This window comes from Sulfuricurvum sp. IAE1, assembly GCF_004347735.1.
Classification (GTDB): domain Bacteria; phylum Campylobacterota; class Campylobacteria; order Campylobacterales; family Sulfurimonadaceae; genus Sulfuricurvum.
The window spans coordinates 126,337-146,478 of the sequence record NZ_SLTI01000060.1; the positions used below are offsets into that span (position 1 = coordinate 126,337).

Sequence of the window (20,142 nt, forward strand, 5' to 3'; positions counted from 1 at the left end):
AAACACCGATATAATCCCGATAATATCAAGAACTCTATCCAAAGAAGGGAATCACCGTATGGAACTCAAAATCGCCCGCAGCGAACACGACGCAAAACCCAAAAAAATCGACCTGAAAAAAATCACCGAGATGGTGGAAAAAAGCAATTCGGTCATCCTTTATTTCGACCGTGAAAACTCGCACAAAGACCTTTTGTCGCTTCAAGACCATTTCGAAGGGGAAGGTAAAAGTTTTTACATGCGCGAAGTGCGTTACGGCCTTTCGACAAACGAATACATGTACGAGGTCCACATCCTCTAATGTCTAAAAAACTCTTTATCGAGACGCTCGGATGCGCGATGAACGTGCGCGATTCGGAGCATATGATCGCCGAACTGAGCGCACGCGAGGGGTATGAACTTACCGATAACGCGAAAGAGGCCGATCTGATCCTCATCAACACCTGCTCCGTACGTGAAAAACCGGTTCACAAGCTTTTTTCCGAACTGGGCGGATTCAACAAGATCAAAAAAGAAGGGGCAAAGATCGGCGTATGCGGTTGTACCGCATCCCATTTGGGCAAAGAGATCATTAAAAAAGCCCCTTACGTCAATTTCGTCCTGGGTGCGCGCAACGTCTCGAAAATCGGCGAGGTGATCCACCGTGACAAGGCGGTCGAAATCGACATCGATTTTGACGAATCACAGTTCGCTTTCAAAGATTTCCGCAGCAGCCCCTACAAAGCCTATATCAACATCTCAATCGGATGTGACAAACAGTGTACCTTCTGCATCGTTCCCAAAACGCGCGGCGACGAGATTTCGATACCCGCGGATCTGATTGTCGCCGAAACGCGCAAAGCGGCCGAATCGGGAGCCAAAGAGGTCTTTTTGCTGGGACAGAACGTCAACAATTACGGCAGGCGTTTTTCAGGCGAACACGAAAAGATCAATTTCACCGAACTGCTACGCCGCGTGAGTGCGGTCGAGGGGATCGAGCGGATCCGTTTCACCTCGCCCCATCCGCTTCATATGGACGACGAGTTTATCGAGGAGTTCGCCCGGAATCCGAAAATCTGCAAATCGATGCACATGCCCCTTCAAAGCGGTTCGACCGAGATTCTCAAAGCGATGAAACGGGGATACGGTAAAGAATGGTTCTTGAACCGCGCCGCGAAGTTGCGTGAAATGGTTCCCGACGTCAGCATCAGCACCGATATCATCGTCGCTTTTCCCGGAGAGAGCGATCAGGATTACGAAGATACCCTTGACGTGATGCGCCAGGTCCGGTTTGAACAGATTTTCAGCTTCAAATATTCCCCACGCCCTTTGACGGAGGCCGAGAAGATGACCGATACGGTCGACCCCGAAATCGCTTCGGAGCGTCTCAGCCGCCTTCAGGCGTATCAGGATACGATTCTGGATGAAATTACGGCGACCTATCGGGGGCGTGAATTCGATGTCTATTTCGAAGAACTCCGCTCAGACGGCTATGCTGCCGGGCGCACCGACAACAACATTACGGTGAAGGTCAAAGGGAGCGAAGAGCTGCTCGGAACCATCCGTCGGGTCAAAATCACGGAGGTATCCCGTCTCGTCCAATACGGAGAGATCGTTGCGTAAAAAAATTCTGCGCACCCTGGCTTTGTGGCTGATCCCGCCTATCGGTGCGTTCCTGATACGCTTTATCTATCTGACGAGTAAAAAGCGCTTCCATCTCCCCTCCTTCATCCCTTCCGAACCGGTCATTTTTGCATTCTGGCACGGCGACTTGCTGCTTCAGCCCTATTTGTATTACCGTTTTCGTAAAGTCCCCAAAGCGAACGTTCTTATCTCGGACCATTTTGACGGCCAGATTATCGCCCGGATCATGCGCTATTTCCGGCTGGGGACGATCCACGGATCGACCACGCGCGGCGGTGCGAAAGTTTTGATTCAGGGGATGAAATCCCTTTCGGAGGGGTACGACATCGGGATAACGCCCGACGGCCCCAAAGGGCCCCGTCACGAAATGAGCGACGGGGCCGTCGTCATGGCGCAGAAAAGAGGTGCGAAGGTGATCGTGTTTCAGTGCGTCCCCTCTTCGTACTGGCAGCTTGGCAGCTGGGATCGTTTCACGATTCCAAAACCGTTCGGAACGCTTGATTTTTACGCATCCGAGCCGATCGATCTAAGCGGCATGGAGTTCGAAGCCGCCAAATCGCTGGTAAGAGAAAAACTGATGGAACGCGCCTTTTAGGTTGGCTGAATGATAACGCTCTATCGCTACAAAGAGGAGTTTTTACAGCATCTCGATGCGATGCGCGGATACTCGGCATTGACGATACGCAGCTACGATGACGCCATAAATGAGATGCTCGAACATGCCGAAATCTTTGTTGAGGGCGATACGTTTTCAATCAACCTGATGCCGCTGCGTGTGCGGATCGCGCCGTTGAAACCCAAAAGCATTTCCGCCAAGCTCAGTGCGGTACGCAGTTTCGTTAAATTTCTCCGCACCCGGGGACTCGACGTCGAAATGAATGGGGACGAGAGCGTACGCGTCCCCAAAACGCTTCCCAAACCGGTTGCACACGAACATATCCGAAGCGCTATTGAAGGTGCCGAACCGGCTGCGGGGCTGGCGATTACACTGTTGTATACGCTGGGGCTTAGGATATCCGAACTCGGCGGGCTGAGGCTCTGCGATATCACCCCGCAGTGGTGCAGGGTCAGAGGCAAAGGGGCAAAGGAACGCGACGTTCCCGTCCCCGGAGCGGCGCTCGAAGCGCTGGGGCGTTATCTCGCCGCCTTTAGCCCCAAAGAGTATGTTTTTGAGGCTGAGGGTAGAAAATTAAGCGAAAATAGTCTAAGATATATGATTACCAAGCGATTTGCCGAGATAGGGATTAAGGTGACTCCTCATCAATTGCGTCATGCTTATGCCACCGAACTGTTAAACAACGGCGCGCGTATTGCCGATGTTAGCGAATTATTAGGCCACTCGAGTATGGCGACGACACAGATATACACCAAACTGGGGAATGCTTTGAAAATGGATCACTACCTCAAATCGCACCCGTTATGCCAGTATCGTGAGGACAGCGAGTGATCGGCTGGCTTTATCAAAAAATTTTCATTACCATCATTCCTTACGGCGAAAAATACGAAGTGGGCGTCGCCTATTACAAAAAGAAAAAGCGCCTTTCCCGTGAGACCCGACGATACGAAGGGGTACTGGCCATTGAAGAAATGGCCCGTTACGTCCGGAGAATTGTCGAAGAATCGCCGTTGCACTACGTTGCCCTTCTCAACCCCGATCCCAATCAGGGCGCATTGGAAGGGTGTACGATCCACGAAATCAACGACAGCGAAGAGATGAGCGGAACGAAAACCATCTGCCGCAATCAAAAATGGATGCTTTATGCCTCGGCGCGCGAATTGGAACTCCTGAAAAAAAAATACGCGACGATCGGGCTGGATTTCGTGTTTTCCCCTTTTTCGGTCATCGAGCGTTTTTTCGCCGATAAAACAGGTGGAAAACTCGGGCTTTACGTTCTTGCCCAAAAGGAGGCGATGAGTATCGCTTTTTTTGAAGACGGAAAGCTCGAATACGCCCATCATTACCCGTTGCACGCCGAAGAGGGATCGATCGGGATTGACGAAGGGAGCGGGATCGGCTTTTCGGTCGGAGTCGAAGAGGAAGAACCCAGCCGCGGAATCAATCTCGACCAGATCGAATCGCTCGATGATCTGGAAATTATCGATGAACTCGATGATTTGAGCGATATCGAGGACCTGGACACGCTTGAAGAGATTGCCGAATTCAGCGAAGAAGAACCGATTTTCGAGGAAAAACTCCCTTCGCTGATGCAAAGCGGCGACGGCAAGGAAGAGGGGGAGCGTTTCAGCGACGATTTTTACCGTTTTGAACTGATTGAAAAGACTTTGGCGCGGTTTTATGCCGGGGAACACTGCCGAAACCGCTTTGTCGAAACAGTCTGGATCGCCGACGCGTACGGGAACGGGAACGAACTCAAACGCTACCTGGAGGAGGAGCTGTTTTTAAACGTGATGGTCCGCAAAATCGATCTCGGTGAAGAGGTGCTCTCGCTTGCGCTGGAAGAGGAGTCGCAGTGAAGCACAGTTTTATCGCCCCCCGCTCCAAAAAGATCGTCAGTACCGAACTCAAGCTCGTCTTGTTTTTCTTTGCGATCACGATAGCGATGCTTTCGGGAACCTACTTTTTCCTGGGGTACAAAACGTACGATTTCGCGCGTGAACATCAAGAAGTGGCGGTGAAGGAGAAAGCGCTGGAGCGTTCGATCGCGCGGATGGACGAGAGGATCAGGCTGATCGAAGCGGAAGTCAAAATGGCCGAACAGATTACGACCGACAACACCGTCATGAAAGAGAGCATCCGTAATCTTTTCGATCTGGTTCCTGATGGCATCACCCTTTCCCGGGCCGATCTGGAAGCCAGATCGTTGATCCTGTACGGGACGACGCCGAACAAAGAGACTTACCAGTATATGCTCGAAGCCCCTTTGCGCTCCATTTTTCACCGCACTTACACGAGCTTTTACCCGATTGAAAACGGGTGGTACCGTTTTGTGTCGACCAATCATCTTGACGACGAACAAAGCGAGGAGCTGCAATGAACCGGCAGACCGTTACCCTTTTGGTGTTATCCCTCGTCTTGATGATCGGAGTTGTAGGGTTTTCGTTCATGCTGCTCATCCCGAAAGGAAAAGAGTACCGCACGCTGCGTCTGGAAAGTAAAAAAGAGTTTCAGAACCTTGACTTCGCGCAGCAGCGCCACGACCAGGTCGCAAGCAGGCTCAAAGAGCTGGAAACCCAAAATGCCCGAATGATCAAGGCTTTCAATACGTCGTTTGATCCGATGCGGTTCGAAAAACAGTACGGTAAGGAGTTCAGCGATTTGTACCTGACCGAGGTGACGTCGTTTGAAAGCAACGGCACGTTCCGCACCTACGAAGTTAACGCGACCTCAAAAATCACTTCGCCGCAGAGTTTTTACCATTTTCTTGAAAACGTCAATAAAAGCGAATGGATCATCAAGGTTAATTTCCCCATCCATTTCGAGCGTGACGGCGACAAAATCCGCTCATCTTTTACAATGCGGGTTTACAACAACGAATCCAAGCAAAAAGAGAAAGAAAAAGAAGAAAAACCTCTTCATTGAGAAGAGGTAAATGGCTTATTTGAGCGCTTTGGCTTTTTCGTGTGCGGCGCGTACGGCTTCCATGCAGCCGTTGCGTACACCGCCGGCTTCAAGAGCGCCGTATCCCGCTGCCGTGGTTCCGCCAGGGCTCATGACCCCGTCTTTGAGAAGTGCGGGGTGGGTTGTCTGCAACAGTTCGGAAAACCCGCTGAACAAGCCTTTGACCAGAGCCGTCGCATCATCGCGTTTAAGCCCTTCGCGTACCGCTCCGTCGGCCAGCGCTTCGGCGATGAGGGCCAGATAGGCCGGACCGCTTCCCGCCAGCGCCGTTGCAATGTCGAGCTCTTTTTCGCTTGAAAGCCACAGGGTAGGGCCGATGGCACCGAAAAGGGTAAGCGCTTCTTCGCGCGTTTGGATATCTCCGACGAGCGATGTCATGGAGAGGGCGACTTCGGCGGCGAGGTTCGGCATCGTTCGGCAATAGCGGCGTGCGGAGACAGTTTTAAGAGCCGAGAGGGGAATCCCCGCAAGAACCGAATAGAGGGTTTCGGCCGTTCCTTTCAGAAGAGGAGCGATTTCGCTGAGATTGGCGGGTTTGACGCAGAGAATAACGGTTTTACCTTCGATGGAGACTGAGTCGTAGAGGGTTTTTCGGACAGTGTTTCCGAGCGCTTTTTCGAACTTTTCCAGCGCTTCGGCACTTCGCCCGACCACCTCGATCTCATAGGTGTGACAAAGACCCTTGGCAAGGGCAAGGGCCATCTTCCCGTTTCCGACGAGCGTAATCGATTTAGCCATTCTCCGAACCTTTGAGGTAGTTTTTGATCGGTTCGGCGATGCTGAAATCGTTACGATTGTCGATGATGATTTGCGCCATCGTCTGGTTATCGGTGTTGAAAATGATCGGCGCCACGAAATTGACGGTCGAATTTTCAATCGGGGACTGGATGATCATGATATTGTAGATCAACAGGTTGCTTTCGGGATTAATCTCCATCAGTGCCTGCAAAGACGAAGGGATGTCGAAGGAGTATTCGCGCAAAACGAACGGATTGACGAGCGTAAAAGACGGGCCTTCACCGACGCTTTCGAGGCGCATGAAAATATCGTCGATTTTTTTCAGCTCCATTTGCTTGACCGATTCGAATCCGAGTAACGGGAGTTTTAACGCAAACTGCATGAATACCTCTTTTGAACAGAATAGACCGATTCTAACATATCAAGCTAAAAAGTTTCGACAGATTGCGGGACCGTTTAATCTCTTTTTGGTAAAATGGTTTGAAAATTGAAATAGACAGGTTTGAGAATGTTGAGAAGTTCGTTGATGGCAATGGCACTGCTGGTTTTGCTTACCGGGTGCGGTAAAGATATCGAAGAGTACAACAAACCGGCGGAATACTGGTACGAAAAAATGGTCAATGCCGTCGGAGACGCGAACCTTGAAAAGGCGGACAGCTATTTCAGTTCGCTGCAAAGCGAGCACATCAGTTCGCCGTTTCTGTCCGAAGCGACGATGATCATGGCACAGGCACACATGGCGCAGGAAGAATACCTGCTGGCGGAGCATTTTCTGAACGAGTACATCCGCCGTTACGCGACTCCCGAAGGGCGCGAATACGCCGAATTTTTGAAAATCAAGGCAAAGTTTCTCGCCCTCCCCAATCCCGGCCGTGATCAGGGGCTGATCGACGAAACGCTCAAAGGGGTTGAAACGTTCAAGTCCTCATACCCCGCATCAACCTATCTCCCGCTTGTGAATACGATGGAAACCCAGCTTCAGCTGGCGCGCGGAGATCTGAACGAGAAGATCGCGCAGCTCTACGATCGTCTGGGCAAACCGAAAGGGGCGGAATTTTACCGCTCGATCGCCCCGGTGACGTGGGTAAAATCCGACGAGATCGTTCATGCCGACATCCCCTGGTATCGCGAAATGTTCGAAGGTGACGGCAGCAGCAGCTGGTACGACTTCCTGATACCGCAGACCCGCAGCGTCGTATCCATGGACATCAACGAGAGTAAATAAGTACGTTTAAGGACAGTTTTCCGATGCAACTCAGCAATTACAGCTCTTTTCCGACCGTCCTGCCCGTCATAGCGGAGGACGAACTCTTTTTATACCCTTTTATGATCTCTCCCCTTTTTTTGAGCGACGAGAAAAACATCGCCGCGGCGGCCGAGGCGATCGAGAGTAATTCCCTCGTCATCGTCTGTCCCGTCAAACCCGAACATGAAGGGGAACGGGAAAACGACTCGATTTACGATGCGGGCGTTATCGGATCGATCATGCGTAAAGTCGTTCTCCCCGACGGACGGATAAAAGTCCTGTTTCAGGGGCTTGCCCGCGGGCATGTCATGGACCTGATTCCCGGGGATCATCTGCGGGCTCACGTTGATCTGATCCAGTCGAGCAGCGTGAACGAGCTGAAAATGGACGCGATTCTCGAAGTGCTTCGCGAGAAGGTTCGCGCACTTTCCCAGGTAAGCAACTATTTTCCCCCCGATCTGCTCCGCACGATCGAGGAGAATCACGAATACAACCGTATCGTCGATCTGATCTGCAGTTCGATCAAAATCAAAAAAGAAAACGCCTATAAGCTCTTTATCGAACGCGATCCCGAAAAACGGTTCTTGATGCTGATCGACGAACTGATCGAAGAAACCGAAGCCAACAAGCTCCAAAAAGAGATCCGTTCCAAAGTTCATACCCGCATCGAGAAGGTGAACAAGGAATATTTTCTTAAAGAGCAGCTCAAGCAGATTCAAAAAGAGCTCGGCACCGACAGTCATCGGGACGAAGAGATTGAAGAATTCCGTAAAAAGCTCGAAGCGAAGAAAGATAAAATGCACGCGGATGCATACAAAGAGATCAACAAGCAGCTCGAACGCTTTGCCCGCATGCATCCCGACAGTGCGGATGCGGGAGTGATCCAGACGTACCTCGAGTGGGTGCTTGAAATTCCGTTCGGGGAACAGGCCAAAAAGGCACTCAACATCCGCGACGTCGAAAACCAGCTCAACAAAGACCATTTTTCGCTCAAAAAACCCAAAGAACGGATCCTCGAATATTTCTCGGTAAAAGAGCTTCTGGAGCTACGGGGGCAGGGCGAGAAGGAAGGGCGCGGCGCGATTTTGTGTTTCGCGGGCCCTCCGGGGGTGGGCAAAACCTCTCTGGCCAACTCGATCGCCGAGGCGCTGAAGCGGCCGCTCGTACGGATTGCGCTCGGAGGGCTCGAAGACGTCAACGAACTGCGCGGACACCGCCGTACCTACATCGGGGCGATGCCGGGTCGTATCGTGCAGGGGGTGATCGAAGCCAAAAAGATGAATCCCGTCATCGTTCTCGATGAAATCGATAAAGTAGCCAAATCGCATCGGGGCGACCCGACGGCGGTGTTGCTGGAGATTCTCGATCCCGAACAAAACACCCACTTTCGGGATTATTATCTCAATTTCAACCTGGATCTCTCCAAGGCGATTTTCATCGCGACCGCGAATGACGTCGGTCAGATCCCGGGGCCGTTGCGCGACCGGATGGAATTTATTTCGGTCAGTTCGTACACGCCGCAGGAGAAGTTTCAGATCGCCAAACAGTATCTGATTCCGCAGGAGCTGAAAAAGCACGGGCTCAAACCGGCAGAATTGTCGATCTCGAAAACAGCACTGCAAGAGGTGATTGAAAAGTATACCCGGGAAGCCGGAGTGCGGAACCTTCGCCGTCGCGTGGCCGACATCGTCCGCAAAGCGGCGAAAAAGATCCTTGAAGAACCGACGACCGCCAAAGTGAGCGTGACGCTGAAAAATATTCGCGATTTTCTCGATAAAACGGTGTTCGAGATCGACCGTACCGATCACGTCGACCGTATCGGCGTGGTCAACGGTCTGGCATGGACCGCGGTAGGGGGCGATGTCCTGAAAATCGAGGCGATACGGATCAACGGCAAAGGCAATCTGCAGCTGACGGGAAGTCTGGGCGACGTGATGAAAGAATCGGCGCGGATCGCCCTTTCCGTGGTAAAAACGCTCATTGACGACGGAAAGCTGGGGGTCGATCACTCGATTATCCCGATGACGTCATCGGAACGTGAAAGCAACACGCTGCCCGATGCGAGCGAAGTGTATAAGCGTCTTGATCTCCATATCCACGTTCCCGACGGGGCAACCCCCAAAGACGGACCGAGTGCGGGGATCGCGATGAGCACCGTCATCGCGTCGATTCTGACGAACAAAAAAGTGCGTGCCGATATTGCCATGACGGGCGAAGTGTCGCTGACGGGAAATGTATTGCCGATCGGCGGACTGAAAGAAAAGCTGATCGCGGCACATCGGGCCGGAATGAAACTTGCCCTGATTCCTCAGAAAAACTACGATCGCGACATGAGTGACATTCCTGATGAGGTGAAAGCGTCCCTCGAGATCGTCGGCGTCAGTCGGATCGAAGAGGTACTGGAACGCCTTTTAACCGACGCATAGCCTCCCATGCCTCGCTATCGCCGTACAAATAGCCCCGCAGTTTGGGTTCGACCCCTAGGCGGCGGCACTCCTCTTTGAATCCTTTGTCCATCACAATCCCGCTGCAATAAGGGGCGATAAACGTATATCCATCGTCTGTACATACGACGTATCGGCGTCCGATGACGTTGACCCTGTTTTTTTTCAGATTCTCTTTTTCACCGCTTTTCATTACGTACCCGAGAGATTTTATGCAAGCATCGACTCCCGAAACCAATGAGCGTGTGCGTGCGGGAGCCGAAGCGTAAAATAGCGATCCGATGTTTTCAAAGGCCATCGGTTCGAGGATCTCGTCGGTATCTTCTTCGAGGTAGCGGAAACTTCTGCGGATCGCGTCACGGTATTCGCGCATCATCGGAGCGCTGAAACGGTGGCGGAAAACATTGCGGGTGTAACGTTCGTCGGCATTGCTCTCATCAAGAGAAAAGGGGATATTGCGATCCCGCAGATACGATTCGATACTTTCCCTGTCCCATTCCAGAAGAGGGCGTACGAGGTGAATATTTCCCCGCCGTTCGGATGAACGGATTCCGAGCAGTTCGGGTAGGCCGGCTCCGCGGCACAGCTGCATCATCAGCCACTCCAGGCGATCGTTGAGCTGATGGGCCGTGAGCACATACGTGTAGCCGTGCTTTTCGACCAGGTGGGAAAAAAAACGGTACCGTTCTTCGCGTGCGCGGTGTTCGAAATTGGTCCCGCCCAAGCGGCAGGAGAAGGTATAACAGCGTTTGTTATACCGTTTGGCCAACGTGATGGCGTTTTCTTCTTCGGTGTCGCTGGCGGAACGGGTGTGGTAATTGACGTGGGCGATGTCGAAATCGATCCGGGCATCGAGGAGCAGATGAAAAAGGGCGGTCGAATCGGCGCCGCCGCTAAAGGCAAGGAGGGATTTCCCCTCTTTTAAAAGCTCGAGGTGGAGCAGATCACGCATGACCCGTCACGGTCGCAAGCGGGTTTCGCCCGGCGATCTCGGTGATGCGAGCGCGGTAGATGACGCCGTAGGCGAGGTCCCCCTCGATCTCCCGGTCGTTGACGTAGATTTCGCCGTCCACATCGGGAGCCCACTGCAGCGCCCTGGCGCTGAGAAGATATTCGTGCTCGTCGCTCTCCCCGTCGATGACGAGAAGAATTTCCTCTCCGACGAGTTTTGCAAGACTGGCTTCTTCGACTTTGGAAGCGACGGAACCCAGTTTTTTAGCCCGGGCGTTGATCGTTTTTGAGGGGATTTTTTCGCTCATCGCATAAGCGCCTGTTCCTTCCTCGTCCGAATAGCTAAAAACATTGATCCGGTCGAAACCGAAGGTCTGCGCAAATTCTGCCATCTCGTCAAACATTGCATCCGTTTCTCCGGGGTGTCCGACGATAAAGCTGGTACGGACGAACGAATCGGGGAGCGCTTTCATGGCGTTAAGGAGTTCGAGCGTTTTTTCTTTGCCGAAGCCCCGCTTCATGATCCGGAGCATCTCGTCGTTGATATGCTGGATCGGCATGTCGAAATAGTTATGAAAAATCTTGGAATCGCCGATAGTCTTGATCAGCTTGAGGCTCGTGGTGGAAGGGTAGAGATAAAGGAACCGGGCACTTTTGACCCCGTCGATCAGTTCGATCCGTTTGATAAGATGGATAAGACCGTCCTGCGTCCCCTGATCGCGCAGGTAGGAACTCGAATCCTGCGAGACGAAGCTGAAATCGTAGTAACCTTTCGCCACGAGGCTTTCCACCTCTTTGGCGACGCTTTCGAGGTCGCGTGAGTGGAGTTTCCCCTTGAACGAGGGGATAGCGCAGAAACTGCACTGCTGGTTGCACCCTTCCGAGAGTTTTACATAGGCGTGGTAAGTCGAACCCGTCACGACCCTCTCGGCTCCGTCGATGAGATAGACCTCGGGGGTGAAACGGCTTTGTTTGGCGGCGAGAAGCTCGTCGATTTTATCGTAATCGCCGACGCCGGTAAAGATGTCCACTTCGCTGAGTTCTTTGGAAAGTTCCTCTTTGTAGCGTTCGCTCAAACATCCTGCCATGACGAGAACGGAGTCTTTTTTCCGCCCCGCGTCGAGGTTGAAGATCGTATTGAGCGATTCTTGCTTGGCCGCATCGATGAATCCGCAGGTGTTGACGATGATGACATCGGCTTCACCGCTTTCGTCCGTCATTTCAAAATCCTTCAAACGCCCCAGCATCACTTCGGTATCGACGAGATTTTTGGTACAGCCCAGAGAGACGATGTGGAGTTTTTTGGACATAAAAGACCTTTGCAATAATGAAATGTCTTATTATATCCAAGCGCAGATTTGGATACACTTTCAGAATGCGTATAGTTATGAGTATTTTAGCGTTGATCCCCCTGATGGCGATAGGGGCCGTGTTCGTCGACGGGATGGGGACGGAGTGGTTCGGAACGATCCGCGGCGGGATCGAAGCGACGTTCGGGATCACATTTCCCTCCCCGCAAAACCGGCTTTATTATCTCTCCAAGATGGCGGGCGCGAGTGCGTTGTGGATTTTGATCGCGGCGTTCTGGGTGAATCCGCTCCGGACTTACGTACGGTTCGATCTGGTGGAATTCAAAAAACTGCTCGGGGCAGCGGCGATCGGATATGCCTTTTTGCATTTTCTGCTGTTCATCGCTTCGTACGATTTTGCGGCGGGGCGGATCGCCGGGCTTTTCGGGACACACCTTGCGCTCGGCGCTGGGCTGGCGGCACTGCTGGTGATCGCAATCGTTCCGCACGTGCGGGCATGGTACAAGCTCCTTTATATCGGTATCGTGCTGGTAATCGTTCATCTGCTGCTGGGGTATCGTGAATTGACCCCGCCGCATATCGCGGCCGTAACGCTGCTCAGTCTGGGACTGGCGCTCCGGCTGATTAAGCGCTGATGCGGCATTACGACGTCGTTATTCTCGGTGGCGGTGCCGCCGGGCTGATGTGTGCGGCATGGCTGCGGGAACATACCCCTCTGTCGGTGGCGATTGTAGAGGGAAACGGCAGAGCGGCACTCAAACTCAAAGCCAGCGGCGGAGGCAAGTGTAACCTCACCAACGTCGATGTCGACGCAACCCACTATCTGGGAGATGAAGCGCTGGTACGCCGTGTTCTTGATACATTTCCCCAAAAAGCGCTTCTGGAGTATTTCCGTAGCGGGGGACTGCGGCCCGTGATCCGAAAAGAGCGCTATTATTTCTGTCCCAAAAGTTCCGATGAGGTTATTGCAATCTTGCTGGGAAGAGCACAGGGATGTGACCTCCTTACTTCTCACAAGATTCTCGGGGTCGAAGGGAATTCGCCCTTTGTCGTCACGACCGACAAAGGGGAACTGAGAGCGGAGAAAGTGATTGTCGCAACGGGCGGGGCGAGCTACAAAGAGATCGGGGCAAGCGACGTCGGCTTGAAAATCGCTCAGAGCTACGGCCTCGATACCGTGGCCTTTTCCCCGGCGCTTGTCGGATTGACGCTGCAACCCAAAGAGTTCTGGATGAAAGAGCTCAGCGGAATCAGTTTTCCCGCCCGGATACGGGTTGCGGGCAAAACGCTCGACGAAGACCTTCTTTTTGCCCACAAAGGGATCAGCGGCCCCGTCGTTCTCTCCGCATCGTTGTACTGGCACCGCGGCGAAATCGAGGTCGATTTTCTCCCCGATTTCGACCTGGAGAGGGTTCGGAAGGAGAAAAAACTTCTCAGCACGGCGCTGCCGCTTCCGAAACGGTTCATGAAAAGTTTTCTGGAGGCCGTGGGACTGGAAGACAAGCCCTGCAACCGGCTTGATGGCGGCGAATGGGAAAAACTCTCTCGCATCCGGTCGTATCCGATGGCTCCCTCGGGGACGTTCGGGCTGTCGAAAGCCGAAGCGTGCAGGGGGGGAGTCGCATGCAGCGAACTCGATCCCGCAACGATGGAGAGCCGGAAAGTCAAAGGGTTGTATTTTATCGGGGAGACGGTAGACGTGACGGGCGAACTGGGGGGATACAATTTTCAATGGGCGTTCAGCAGCGCCGTTGTGGCGGCTAAGGCGATCGGCTCAATGTCTTTTAAACGAAACTGAGTACAATATGACCATTCACTTACAGGAGCGTTTATGATCCTTCTTGCCGGACCGTGCGTCATCGAGAGCGAAGAGTCGATTTTCAAAATCGCCAAGTCGCTCGAACGTTATCATAACGACGACCGTTTCGATTTTTATTTCAAATCGAGTTTTGACAAAGCCAACCGTACCTCGCTCGAAAGTTACCGTGGCCCGGGCCTCGAAGAAGGGCTGCGGATTTTGCAGAAAGTCAAGGATGATTTCGGCTACAAAATCGTCACCGACGTGCATGAGAGCTATCAGGTCCCGATCGCGGCGGAGGTTGTCGATATGATCCAGATTCCCGCTTTTTTGTGCCGTCAGACCGACCTGCTCGTAGCGGCGGGAAAAACCGACAAGATCGTCAATATCAAAAAAGGGCAGTTTATGACCCCCGGCGACATGCAGTTTTCGGTTAAAAAAGTGCTCAAGACGCGCGGATGCGACGAAGTGAGTTACGAAGCCTCGCAGCGCCACGGCGTATTGCTGTGCGAGAGGGGGTCAAGCTTCGGTTACGGCAATCTCGTCGTGGATATGCGTTCGCTGGTCATCATGCGCGAGTTCGCCCCCGTCATTTTCGACGCGACCCATTCGGTGCAGATGCCGGGAACGGGAACCGGAAAAACGGGCGGAGACAGCTCGATGGTGCCCCACCTTGCACGCGCTGCGGCGGCGGTCGGGGTAGACGGGTTCTTCTTTGAAACCCATTTCGATCCGGTCTGCGCTTTGAGCGACGGCCCGAATATGTTAAAATTAGAACAGCTTGAAGCGCTCTCCGAGACGCTTTTGAAAATTGACTCAGTAAAAGGAAATTAAACTATGAATCTGATCGAAGGAAAGTTGAGAGTTATCCCCGGTAAAAAGATCGCCATCGTCAGCACCCGCTGGAACCATTTCGTCGTTGACCGTCTGGTCGAAGGGGCCAAAGACGCATTCGCCCGCCACGGCGGAAACGACCAGGATTTGACGCACGTTCTCGCTCCGGGCGCGTTCGAATTGCCGATGGTGATCGAGCAGCTTCTCTCCAGCGGTAAATACGATGCGGTGTGTGCGCTCGGCGCCGTCATTCGCGGATCGACTCCCCATTTCGACTATGTTTCGGCCGAATCCACCAAGGGGATCGCGACCGTGAGCCTCAAGCACAAAAAACCGGTCTCCTTCGGATTGCTCACCACCGATACGATTGAACAGGCGATTGAGCGCGCGGGAACCAAAGCGGGGAATAAAGGTTTCGAAGCGATGACCGTGGTCATCGAGATGCTCGATCTTTACCAGGCGATCGGCGAATAATGGCGACGCGTCATCAAGCCCGCATGGCGGTAGTCAGCCTGCTTTACGCCTACGATCTTGGAAATCAGAGCATCGCCGATTTCAGCGACGAGATCCTCGAAGAGAAAAAGATCCGCAACAAACAGCGTGATTTCGCCCTGGACCTGTTTAAAGGGGTCACGGAGCATCTGGCTCAAGTGGATGAAGCGATCGTCAAACACCTGACCAAAGACTGGGATTTCGAACGTCTGGGCTCTATCGAGCGGGCAACCCTCCGGCTGGGCGCTTACGAGATCATGTTCGGCGAACTCGATTCGGCCGTCGTCATCAACGAGGCGATCGAGATCACCAAAGCGTTCGGTACCGAACAGTCTCCCAAATTCATCAACGGCGTCCTCGACGCGATCGCCAAAGACAAGTAATCCCGATGCGTCTTTCCAAAGAACAGGCTCTCGAACTGATCCGTCACGGTGACCTCAAAGAACTGGGGAAAATGGCTACAGCCCGAAAAAAGGAACTGCATCCCGATGGCGTGACCACGTTCGTTGTCGACCGCAACATCAACTACACCAACGTCTGCTGGGTCGACTGCAAATTCTGCGCTTTCTACCGCCACGGAAAAGACGAGGATGCGTACGTGCTGAGTTTCGAGGAGATCGATCAAAAAATCGAAGAACTCCTTGAAATCGGCGGCACCCAGATCCTGTTTCAAGGCGGGGTCCATCCGAAACTCAAAATCGAGTGGTACGAAGAACTGGTCGAACACATCCATACCAAATATCCTACGGTGACGATTCACGGTTTTTCGGCGATAGAGCTCGATTTCATCGCCAAAGTTTCGCATATTTCGATCCAGGAGTGCCTGGCACGCCTCAAAGCCAAGGGGCTTGCGTCGATTCCCGGTGCGGGCGCGGAGATCCTCAGCGATCGGGTACGCGATATCATCGCCCCCAAAAAAATCGACAGCGAGGTGTGGCTGAGCGTTCACCGCGAAGCGCATAAACTCGGGATCAAGTCCACCGCGACGATGATGTACGGTACGGTAGAGACGGATGAAGAGATTGTCGAACACTGGGACATGATCCGCCGGTTGCAGGATGAGACGGGCGGGTTCCGCGCTTTCATCATGTGGTCGTTCCAGGGGAAAAACACCCAGCTCATGGAAGAACACCCCGAAATCGAGAAGCAATCGTCCAACCGTTATCTCCGCCTTTTGGCGGTGTCGCGCCTGTTTCTGGACAATTTTCCAAACATTCAGAGTTCGTGGGTGACGCAGGGACCGTATATCGGTCAGATGGCGCTGCTGTTCGGGGCAAACGATCTGGGATCGACGATGATGGAAGAAAATGTCGTACGCAGCGCGGGTGCAGGATTCCGGATGGCCAAGGACGAAATGGTCCGTCTGATCCGGGACATCGGGGAAACGCCGGCAATCCGTAATACGGCGTACGAAATACTCGAAACATTCGAATGAATAGATTATTCATCGCGACTTTATTTTTTGGACAGATACTGATGGCAAGCACACTGGATTTTATAGAGGTCAAGGGGGTGAAAATCCCGTTCATCTACGAAGAGGATAAACGTCTGCCGATCGTATCGATGCAACTCGTTTTCACCCATAGCGGGAGCGTCGATGAAGGAAAAAAAGCGGGGTTGGCCCGCCTCGGCGCCAAGATGCTCAACGAAGGAAGCCTCAAACGCGGTTCGGTCGGGTTCGCCGATGCCCTGGATGCACGTGCCATCGGACTGAGTGCGACTGCGGGAAACGAAACATTCGTGATCGAGCTCGGAAGCCTCAAAGAGGAACTTGATACGGGGCTTTCCCTCCTCTCCGAACAGCTTGCCGAACCCAATTTCACCCCCAAAACGCTTGAAAAAGTCAAAACCATCACTCTGAGCGAGATAGCCCGCAAAGAAGCCGATTTCGACAATGTCGCATCGACGGAGCTCAAAGCGGTATTGTTTGAAGGGACGCCGATGGCGACTCCGAATATCGGAACCAAAGAGAGCATCGCGACCATTACCCTCGAAGACGTCAAAGGATTTATATCCGATCATCTGGTCCTCTCTAACGCGCTGGTCGTATTCGGCGGAAATGTCGGGCCCGAAGAAGCCAAGGCCAAAGCGGTGAAACTGCTGGGAGGACTGGAAAAGGGGAAAGCGGGGAAAGAACGTTACTACCCGCTCCGCAAAGAACCCAAAGAGTCGGTAATCAAGCGCCCCCAGACCGAACAGGCGTATATCTATTTCGGTTCTCCTTTCGCGATGCGTGAAGGGGATGAAGAGTTTTACAAGGCGCGGGTCGCGATGTTTATCCTCGGAAGCAGCGGATTCGGAAGTCGCCTGATGGAAGAGGTTCGTGTCAAACGGGGATTGGCGTATTCGGCTTATTCGCGCCTCTCGGTCGCTAAAACGCATACCTATTTCAGCGGCTATCTGCAGACGAAGATCGAATCGCAGTCCGAAGCGATCCGAACGGTCGAAGCGGTGATCGACGCTTTCGTCCGCGAGGGGGTAACCCAGAACGAACTCGATCAGGCGCGTAAATTTCTTTTGGGCTCCGAGCCGCTCCGGGTTGAGACCCTTTCGCAGCGGCTGGGCCGGACGTTTAGCGAATATTACGCGGGCAAGCCGCTCGGATCGAGTTTGCAGGAACTTGAACGGATCCGTTCGCTGAGCCTCGAAGAGCTCAACGATTTCATCAAGCGCCATAGCGAGATCAAAAATCTAAGTTATGCGATTGTCACCCAATAGCGAGGACGCCGACAAATTCCGTCGGCTCGGTGTTCTCAACATCACCGAGTTGGCATTGCTCATCCCCTCGTCCTTCGAAGACCGGCGGCTCAGTTCCGAACTCACCCACAACGCTCCCTGTGTCATCGACGCAACCGTCGAGCGTGTCACCCGTACTCCCAAAACATTGCGTATCGTTTTTTTCGCCCACAACCTTGATGAGGTGATCGAAGGGATCATTTTCAATCCCAAACCTTACATGATGCATGCTTTTGTGCAGGGGAGCAGAGGATTTTACGGCGGGAAGGCGTCGTGGGACACGGGGAAATGGGAACTGATCCATCCTCTCAAGCTTTCCCAGATCGGATCAATCGTCCCGGTATACAAGACACCGCTGCGTGCCGACGTAATGCGCCGCCTAGCGGCGCGTTACGTCAGTGTCGAAAACCTCTTAGAGGAGGGTCTTCCGCCCGAAGTTGCGAAGATTCTTTACCGTCTCCATTTCCCCGCGGTTCCCCTTGCGCTTACGGAAAAAGAGCTGCGTGCGTTGAAATTTGCCGAACTCTACAATTATCTCCGGCGGCTGCGCAAAAAACGGCGCTACCACCCGACGAGCTACCGCGGTGCGGGAGATGCCAAACGCTGGATGAAGACACTTCCGTTTGAACTCACCGACGATCAGAAAGGGGCAATCGAGCATATCCGCCGTGATCTTGCAGGCGAGAATGCGGCGCGGCGGATGATCGTCGGCGATGTCGGCTCGGGGAAAACGATGGTGATCCTCGCTTCGGCGGTGCTGATGCGCCCCTACCGTTCAATCCTGATGGCTCCCACGACGATTCTCGCCGCACAACTTTACGAGGAGGCGTGCAAATTCCTTCCCGATTTCAAGATCGCACTGGTGACCAACAAGACCAAAAAAACATCGCTGGACGGGTATGATTTTATCATCGGAACGCATGCGCTTTTGTACCGAGACCTTCCCGAAGCGGGGCTTGTGATGGTAGACGAACAGCACCGTTTCGGCACCGCGCAGCGTCATGCCCTCTCCCGCATCACGGACAACGATTCGCCTCCCCATTACCTTCAGTTTTCGGCCACCCCCATTCCCAGGACGCAGGCGATGATCGATTCGGCCCACATCGATGTGAGCCTGATACGTCAGACACCGTTTGCCAAAAACATACAGACCCGTTTAATCGGCAAAAGCGGTTTTCCGGCATTGCTGGAGCATATCCGCTCCGAGATTTCGCAGGACCGTCAGATTTTGATCATTTATCCCCTGGTCGAGCAAAGCGAGGCGATCAATTACCAGAGCATCGAGGAAGCGCGGGGATATTGGGAAAAAAACTTCGAGAACGTTTACGTTACCCACGGTCGGGACAAAGAAAAAGAGGCGGTATTGCTCCAATTTCGCGAACACGGCTCCATTTTGCTGGCAACCACTGTCGTGGAAGTGGGAATCTCGCTACCCCGGCTCTCCACCGTCGTTATCGTGGGGGCGGAGAGGCTTGGGCTTTCGACGCTTCATCAGCTTCGGGGGCGCGTGAGCCGTACAGGACTGGCGGGGTATTGCTATCTTTACACCAACACATCGGGGAAAAACGAACGGCTTGAGGCGTTTTCGGGTTGTCTCAACGGATTCGAGATCGCGGCGTTCGATCTACGCTACCGACAAAGCGGCGACTTGCTGGAGGGGAACGTGCAAAGCGGCAGGGCGTTTCGGTGGGTGGACATGGGAAGCGATGAGGAGACGGTCAAAGAGGTCGTGGATTATCTGAAACAAAAAGATTAAACTAAAGATCCGCACGCAGAGGCGTGCGAACGGGTATGGGGATCAATACAGGCCGTAACGCCCGTCGTTGCGCTTGAAGAGGACCCTCATTTTTCCTTCATTGTCGTAAAAGACTTCAAACTGTTTGCCGCTTTCTTTAAGTTTTTCCAATACTTCGGCCACTTCCTGGGGCTTGTAGAGCTCAAGTTCCATCGGAACGATTTCATCTTCCATCGCTTCTCCCAGCGCGTGCAGGTCGACGTTGCCCGATGCGGCGGTCTTGGCCTCATTCATCCCTTCGTTGCGGTGGTCGCTCAGGCGGTCGTGCAGACGGCGGAGCGCTTTTTGGGCCCGGTCGATCGCGATATCGATGGCAGCGTAAAGGTCGTTGTCGCGTTGAGTGATGACGATGGTGTTTTTGCCGGCGACGTTGATCGTAAATTCGATCATTACCCCTTTTTTCCGTTCGTTCATGCTGGCGACGGCATTGACGCTGATGAGATCGAGATGGTATTTGCCGAGGGTATCAATCGAGTGCATAAGGTGCTCTTTGATGGAGTCGCTGAGGTCGATATGGCGTCCGACGAGTGAAATGTTCATGATGTCCACCTTGTGTATGGGTTGAAATTTGATTATAACACTAAAAAGTAATCGC

Annotated in this window: 22 protein-coding genes; 17 read left to right on the plus strand and 5 right to left on the minus strand. The window is 53.2% G+C overall.

Annotation, left to right across the window (positions count from 1 at the left end; all coding sequences use genetic code 11):
• Positions 1-58: 58 nt before the first annotated feature.
• Genes E0765_RS09295 through E0765_RS09325 form a run of 7 tightly spaced genes read left to right on the plus strand, consistent with a single transcriptional unit; the run spans position 59 to position 5,164 of the window.
• Complete coding sequence (locus E0765_RS09295; protein ID WP_132812948.1) at positions 59-301, plus strand: HP0268 family nuclease; 243 nt, start codon at positions 59-61, stop codon at positions 299-301.
• The gene (gene miaB / locus E0765_RS09300) at positions 301-1,602 is read left to right on the plus strand and encodes a tRNA (N6-isopentenyl adenosine(37)-C2)-methylthiotransferase MiaB (protein WP_132812949.1); all 1,302 of its coding nucleotides are present in this window, start codon (positions 301-303) and stop codon (positions 1,600-1,602) included. The genes E0765_RS09295 and miaB overlap by 1 nt, the downstream gene beginning before the upstream one ends.
• A complete protein-coding gene (locus tag E0765_RS09305) occupies positions 1,595-2,218 on the plus strand; it encodes a lysophospholipid acyltransferase family protein (protein ID WP_132812950.1) in 624 nt (207 codons plus the stop codon). The genes miaB and E0765_RS09305 overlap by 8 nt, the downstream gene beginning before the upstream one ends.
• Before the next feature lie 9 nt (positions 2,219-2,227).
• Positions 2,228-3,070 (plus strand): tyrosine-type recombinase/integrase, encoded by an 843-nt coding sequence (locus tag E0765_RS09310; protein WP_132812951.1) that lies wholly within the window; start codon positions 2,228-2,230, stop codon positions 3,068-3,070.
• Positions 3,067-4,098, plus strand: a complete 1,032-nt coding sequence (locus E0765_RS09315; protein WP_132812952.1) for a hypothetical protein — start codon at positions 3,067-3,069, stop codon at positions 4,096-4,098. The genes E0765_RS09310 and E0765_RS09315 overlap by 4 nt, the downstream gene beginning before the upstream one ends.
• Complete coding sequence (locus E0765_RS09320) at positions 4,095-4,619, plus strand: hypothetical protein (protein ID WP_132812953.1); 525 nt, start codon at positions 4,095-4,097, stop codon at positions 4,617-4,619. The genes E0765_RS09315 and E0765_RS09320 overlap by 4 nt, the downstream gene beginning before the upstream one ends.
• Positions 4,616-5,164, plus strand: a complete 549-nt coding sequence (locus E0765_RS09325) for a hypothetical protein (RefSeq protein WP_132812954.1) — start codon at positions 4,616-4,618, stop codon at positions 5,162-5,164. Before E0765_RS09320 ends, E0765_RS09325 begins: the two co-directional genes overlap by 4 nt.
• 15 nt (positions 5,165-5,179) lie before the next feature.
• Here E0765_RS09325 and E0765_RS09330 read toward each other — a convergent pair whose 3' ends face one another.
• Together E0765_RS09330 and fliW are read right to left on the minus strand one after the other, a co-directional pair.
• Entirely contained in the window at positions 5,180-5,941 is a 762-nt protein-coding gene (locus tag E0765_RS09330) for a pyrroline-5-carboxylate reductase (RefSeq protein WP_132812955.1), read from the minus strand.
• Positions 5,934-6,323: a flagellar assembly protein FliW gene (gene fliW, locus E0765_RS09335; RefSeq protein ID WP_132812956.1), complete on the minus strand. Its 390-nt coding sequence runs from the start codon at positions 6,321-6,323 to the stop codon at positions 5,934-5,936. Before fliW ends, E0765_RS09330 begins: the two co-directional genes overlap by 8 nt.
• A 126-nt stretch (positions 6,324-6,449) precedes the next feature.
• On the opposite strand from fliW, the gene E0765_RS09340 reads away from it, so the two are divergent.
• Entirely contained in the window at positions 6,450-7,166 is a 717-nt protein-coding gene (locus tag E0765_RS09340; protein ID WP_132812957.1) for an outer membrane protein assembly factor BamD, read from the plus strand.
• A gap of 23 nt (positions 7,167-7,189) precedes the next feature.
• Positions 7,190-9,613: an endopeptidase La gene (lon, locus tag E0765_RS09345; protein WP_132812958.1), complete on the plus strand. Its 2,424-nt coding sequence runs from the start codon at positions 7,190-7,192 to the stop codon at positions 9,611-9,613.
• On the opposite strand, the gene tilS is transcribed toward lon, so the two are convergent.
• Both tilS and rimO read right to left on the minus strand, forming a co-directional pair.
• Positions 9,567-10,583, minus strand: coding sequence for a tRNA lysidine(34) synthetase TilS (gene tilS / locus E0765_RS09350; RefSeq protein WP_132812959.1), 1,017 nt, complete (start codon positions 10,581-10,583; stop codon positions 9,567-9,569). The genes lon and tilS overlap by 47 nt on opposite strands.
• Positions 10,576-11,892, minus strand: coding sequence for a 30S ribosomal protein S12 methylthiotransferase RimO (rimO, locus tag E0765_RS09355; protein WP_132812960.1), 1,317 nt, complete (start codon positions 11,890-11,892; stop codon positions 10,576-10,578). The genes tilS and rimO overlap by 8 nt, the downstream gene beginning before the upstream one ends.
• A gap of 65 nt (positions 11,893-11,957) precedes the next feature.
• Between rimO and E0765_RS09360 the strand changes: the two genes are divergently transcribed.
• From E0765_RS09360 to recG, 8 genes are read left to right on the plus strand one after another with little or no spacing between them, the layout of a single operon-like run.
• Entirely contained in the window at positions 11,958-12,527 is a 570-nt protein-coding gene (locus tag E0765_RS09360) for a hypothetical protein (RefSeq protein WP_132812961.1), read from the plus strand.
• Positions 12,527-13,690 (plus strand): aminoacetone oxidase family FAD-binding enzyme, encoded by a 1,164-nt coding sequence (locus E0765_RS09365; RefSeq protein ID WP_132812962.1) that lies wholly within the window; start codon positions 12,527-12,529, stop codon positions 13,688-13,690. The genes E0765_RS09360 and E0765_RS09365 overlap by 1 nt, the downstream gene beginning before the upstream one ends.
• Positions 13,691-13,723: 33 nt before the next feature.
• Positions 13,724-14,524, plus strand: a complete 801-nt coding sequence (gene kdsA, locus E0765_RS09370) for a 3-deoxy-8-phosphooctulonate synthase (RefSeq protein WP_132812963.1) — start codon at positions 13,724-13,726, stop codon at positions 14,522-14,524.
• A 3-nt stretch (positions 14,525-14,527) separates the two neighbouring features.
• Complete coding sequence (gene ribH / locus E0765_RS09375; RefSeq protein ID WP_132812964.1) at positions 14,528-14,998, plus strand: 6,7-dimethyl-8-ribityllumazine synthase; 471 nt, start codon at positions 14,528-14,530, stop codon at positions 14,996-14,998.
• The gene (gene nusB, locus E0765_RS09380; protein ID WP_132812965.1) at positions 14,998-15,399 is read left to right on the plus strand and encodes a transcription antitermination factor NusB; all 402 of its coding nucleotides are present in this window, start codon (positions 14,998-15,000) and stop codon (positions 15,397-15,399) included. The genes ribH and nusB overlap by 1 nt, the downstream gene beginning before the upstream one ends.
• A 5-nt stretch (positions 15,400-15,404) precedes the next feature.
• On the plus strand, positions 15,405-16,451 hold the full coding sequence (locus tag E0765_RS09385) for a dehypoxanthine futalosine cyclase (protein WP_132812966.1): 1,047 nt from the start codon (positions 15,405-15,407) through the stop codon (positions 16,449-16,451).
• A gap of 41 nt (positions 16,452-16,492) precedes the next feature.
• A complete protein-coding gene (locus E0765_RS09390; protein ID WP_132812967.1) occupies positions 16,493-17,734 on the plus strand; it encodes a pitrilysin family protein in 1,242 nt (413 codons plus the stop codon).
• Positions 17,715-19,508, plus strand: coding sequence for an ATP-dependent DNA helicase RecG (gene recG / locus E0765_RS09395; protein WP_132812968.1), 1,794 nt, complete (start codon positions 17,715-17,717; stop codon positions 19,506-19,508). The genes E0765_RS09390 and recG overlap by 20 nt, the downstream gene beginning before the upstream one ends.
• A 42-nt stretch (positions 19,509-19,550) precedes the next feature.
• Here recG and raiA read toward each other — a convergent pair whose 3' ends face one another.
• Entirely contained in the window at positions 19,551-20,087 is a 537-nt protein-coding gene (raiA, locus tag E0765_RS09400) for a ribosome-associated translation inhibitor RaiA (RefSeq protein WP_132812969.1), read from the minus strand.
• Positions 20,088-20,142 lie beyond the last annotated feature (55 nt).

Excerpts from the sequence above, each read along its gene's own strand:
- E0765_RS09295 (WP_132812948.1), top strand. The coding sequence starts at position 59 with ATGGAACTCAAAATCGCCCGCAGCGAACACGACGCAAAACCCAAAAAA.
- miaB (WP_132812949.1), top strand. The coding sequence starts at position 301 with ATGTCTAAAAAACTCTTTATCGAGACGCTCGGATGCGCGATGAACGTG.
- E0765_RS09310 (WP_132812951.1), top strand. The coding sequence starts at position 2,228 with ATGATAACGCTCTATCGCTACAAAGAGGAGTTTTTACAGCATCTCGAT.
- E0765_RS09325 (WP_132812954.1), top strand. The coding sequence starts at position 4,616 with ATGAACCGGCAGACCGTTACCCTTTTGGTGTTATCCCTCGTCTTGATG.
- E0765_RS09330 (WP_132812955.1), bottom strand. The coding sequence starts at position 5,941 with ATGGCTAAATCGATTACGCTCGTCGGAAACGGGAAGATGGCCCTTGCC.
- fliW (WP_132812956.1), bottom strand. The coding sequence starts at position 6,323 with ATGCAGTTTGCGTTAAAACTCCCGTTACTCGGATTCGAATCGGTCAAG.
- E0765_RS09340 (WP_132812957.1), top strand. The coding sequence starts at position 6,450 with ATGTTGAGAAGTTCGTTGATGGCAATGGCACTGCTGGTTTTGCTTACC.
- lon (WP_132812958.1), top strand. The coding sequence starts at position 7,190 with ATGCAACTCAGCAATTACAGCTCTTTTCCGACCGTCCTGCCCGTCATA.
- tilS (WP_132812959.1), bottom strand. The coding sequence starts at position 10,583 with ATGCGTGATCTGCTCCACCTCGAGCTTTTAAAAGAGGGGAAATCCCTC.
- rimO (WP_132812960.1), bottom strand. The coding sequence starts at position 11,892 with ATGTCCAAAAAACTCCACATCGTCTCTCTGGGCTGTACCAAAAATCTC.
- E0765_RS09360 (WP_132812961.1), top strand. The coding sequence starts at position 11,958 with ATGCGTATAGTTATGAGTATTTTAGCGTTGATCCCCCTGATGGCGATA.
- E0765_RS09365 (WP_132812962.1), top strand. The coding sequence starts at position 12,527 with ATGCGGCATTACGACGTCGTTATTCTCGGTGGCGGTGCCGCCGGGCTG.
- kdsA (WP_132812963.1), top strand. The coding sequence starts at position 13,724 with ATGATCCTTCTTGCCGGACCGTGCGTCATCGAGAGCGAAGAGTCGATT.
- ribH (WP_132812964.1), top strand. The coding sequence starts at position 14,528 with ATGAATCTGATCGAAGGAAAGTTGAGAGTTATCCCCGGTAAAAAGATC.
- nusB (WP_132812965.1), top strand. The coding sequence starts at position 14,998 with ATGGCGACGCGTCATCAAGCCCGCATGGCGGTAGTCAGCCTGCTTTAC.
- E0765_RS09385 (WP_132812966.1), top strand. The coding sequence starts at position 15,405 with ATGCGTCTTTCCAAAGAACAGGCTCTCGAACTGATCCGTCACGGTGAC.
- E0765_RS09390 (WP_132812967.1), top strand. The coding sequence starts at position 16,493 with ATGGCAAGCACACTGGATTTTATAGAGGTCAAGGGGGTGAAAATCCCG.
- recG (WP_132812968.1), top strand. The coding sequence starts at position 17,715 with ATGCGATTGTCACCCAATAGCGAGGACGCCGACAAATTCCGTCGGCTC.
- raiA (WP_132812969.1), bottom strand. The coding sequence starts at position 20,087 with ATGAACATTTCACTCGTCGGACGCCATATCGACCTCAGCGACTCCATC.